This window comes from Pseudomonas sp. K5002, assembly GCF_013386655.1.
Lineage (GTDB): Bacteria > Pseudomonadota > Gammaproteobacteria > Pseudomonadales > Pseudomonadaceae > Aquipseudomonas.
The window spans coordinates 19,121-22,181 of record NZ_JACARK010000108.1 but is presented as its reverse complement, the minus strand read 5'-3'; the positions used below and the strand labels follow the sequence as shown (position 1 = coordinate 22,181).

At 51.4% G+C, this 3,061-nt stretch carries 1 rRNA gene; it reads left to right on the top strand.

Annotated elements, in window-relative coordinates:
- The first annotated feature begins 84 nt into the window (after positions 1–84).
- Positions 85–2,978 (top strand): 23S ribosomal RNA (locus tag HX846_RS06810).
- Positions 2,979–3,061 lie beyond the last annotated feature (83 nt).

Here is a 3,061-nt window from a genome sequence, read left to right as displayed (position 1 = left end):
CAGGCTAAGGTAAAATTTGTAAGTAATTGCGAATTTTCGGCGAATGTCGTCTTCACAGTATAACCAGATTGCTTGGGGTTATATGGTCAAGTGAAGAAGCGCATACGGTGGATGCCTTGGCAGTCAGAGGCGATGAAAGACGTGGTAGCCTGCGAAAAGCTTCGGGGAGTCGGCAAACAGACTTTGATCCGGAGATGTCTGAATGGGGGAACCCAGCCATCATAAGATGGTTACCTTACACTGAATACATAGGTGTATGGAGCGAACCAGGGGAACTGAAACATCTAAGTACCCTGAGGAAAAGAAATCAACCGAGATTCCCTTAGTAGTGGCGAGCGAACGGGGACTAGCCCTTAAGTGGCTTTGAGATTAGCGGAACGCTCTGGAAAGTGCGGCCATAGTGGGTGATAGCCCTGTACGCGAAAATCTCTTAGTCATGAAATCGAGTAGGACGGAGCACGAGAAACTTTGTCTGAATATGGGGGGACCATCCTCCAAGGCTAAATACTACTGACTGACCGATAGTGAACTAGTACCGTGAGGGAAAGGCGAAAAGAACCCCGGAGAGGGGAGTGAAATAGATCCTGAAACCGTATGCGTACAAGCAGTGGGAGCAGACTTTGTTCTGTGACTGCGTACCTTTTGTATAATGGGTCAGCGACTTATTTTCAGTGGCGAGCTTAACCGAATAGGGGAGGCGTAGCGAAAGCGAGTCTTAATAGGGCGTCTAGTCGCTGGGAATAGACCCGAAACCGGGCGATCTATCCATGGGCAGGTTGAAGGTTGGGTAACACTAACTGGAGGACCGAACCGACTACCGTTGAAAAGTTAGCGGATGACCTGTGGATCGGAGTGAAAGGCTAATCAAGCTCGGAGATAGCTGGTTCTCCTCGAAAGCTATTTAGGTAGCGCCTCATGTATCACTGTAGGGGGTAGAGCACTGTTTCGGCTAGGGGGTCATCCCGACTTACCAAACCGATGCAAACTCCGAATACCTACAAGTGCCGAGCATGGGAGACACACGGCGGGTGCTAACGTCCGTCGTGAAAAGGGAAACAACCCAGACCGTCAGCTAAGGTCCCAAAGTTATGGTTAAGTGGGAAACGATGTGGGAAGGCTTAGACAGCTAGGAGGTTGGCTTAGAAGCAGCCACCCTTTAAAGAAAGCGTAATAGCTCACTAGTCGAGTCGGCCTGCGCGGAAGATGTAACGGGGCTCAAACCATACACCGAAGCTACGGGTATCACCTTCGGGTGATGCGGTAGAGGAGCGTTCTGTAAGCCTGTGAAGGTGAGTTGAGAAGCTTGCTGGAGGTATCAGAAGTGCGAATGCTGACATGAGTAACGATAATGGGTGTGAAAAACACCCACGCCGAAAGACCAAGGTTTCCTGCGCAACGTTAATCGACGCAGGGTTAGTCGGTCCCTAAGGCGAGGCTGAAAAGCGTAGTCGATGGAAAACAGGTTAATATTCCTGTACTTCTGGTTATTGCGATGGAGGGACGGAGAAGGCTAGGCCAGCTTGGCGTTGGTTGTCCAAGTTTAAGGTGGTAGGCTGGAATCTTAGGTAAATCCGGGATTCTAAGGCCGAGAGCTGATGACGAGTTATCTTTTAGATGACGAAGTGGTTGATGCCATGCTTCCAAGAAAAGCTTCTAAGCTTCAGGTAACCAGGAACCGTACCCCAAACCGACACAGGTGGTTGGGTAGAGAATACCAAGGCGCTTGAGAGAACTCGGGTGAAGGAACTAGGCAAAATGGCACCGTAACTTCGGGAGAAGGTGCGCCGGTGAGGGTGAAGGACTTGCTCCGTAAGCTCATGCCGGTCGAAGATACCAGGCCGCTGCGACTGTTTATTAAAAACACAGCACTCTGCAAACACGAAAGTGGACGTATAGGGTGTGACGCCTGCCCGGTGCCGGAAGGTTAATTGATGGGGTTAGCTAACGCGAAGCTCTTGATCGAAGCCCCGGTAAACGGCGGCCGTAACTATAACGGTCCTAAGGTAGCGAAATTCCTTGTCGGGTAAGTTCCGACCTGCACGAATGGCGTAACGATGGCGGCGCTGTCTCCACCCGAGACTCAGTGAAATTGAAATCGCTGTGAAGATGCAGTGTATCCGCGGCTAGACGGAAAGACCCCGTGAACCTTTACTATAGCTTTGCACTGGACTTTGAATTTGCTTGTGTAGGATAGGTGGGAGGCTTTGAAGCGTGGACGCCAGTTCGCGTGGAGCCAACCTTGAAATACCACCCTGGCAACTTTGAGGTTCTAACTCAGGTCCGTTATCCGGATCGAGGACAGTGTATGGTGGGTAGTTTGACTGGGGCGGTCTCCTCCTAAAGAGTAACGGAGGAGTACGAAGGTGCGCTCAGACCGGTCGGAAATCGGTCGTAGAGTATAAAGGCAAAAGCGCGCTTGACTGCGAGACAGACACGTCGAGCAGGTACGAAAGTAGGTCTTAGTGATCCGGTGGTTCTGTATGGAAGGGCCATCGCTCAACGGATAAAAGGTACTCCGGGGATAACAGGCTGATACCGCCCAAGAGTTCATATCGACGGCGGTGTTTGGCACCTCGATGTCGGCTCATCACATCCTGGGGCTGAAGCCGGTCCCAAGGGTATGGCTGTTCGCCATTTAAAGTGGTACGCGAGCTGGGTTTAGAACGTCGTGAGACAGTTCGGTCCCTATCTGCCGTGGACGTTTGAGATTTGAGAGGGGCTGCTCCTAGTACGAGAGGACCGGAGTGGACGAACCTCTGGTGTTCCGGTTGTCACGCCAGTGGCATTGCCGGGTAGCTATGTTCGGAATAGATAACCGCTGAAAGCATCTAAGCGGGAAACTAGCCTCAAGATGAGATCTCACTGGAACCTTGAGTTCCCTGAAGGGCCGTCGAAGACTACGACGTTGATAGGTTGGGTGTGTAAGCGCTGTGAGGCGTTGAGCTAACCAATACTAATTGCCCGTGAGGCTTGACCATATAACACCCAAGCAATTTGCGTCGAAGAGACCAGATTGCGGTGTGTGAAGACGAAACGAACCGAAAGTTCGAGATCTTGCAAA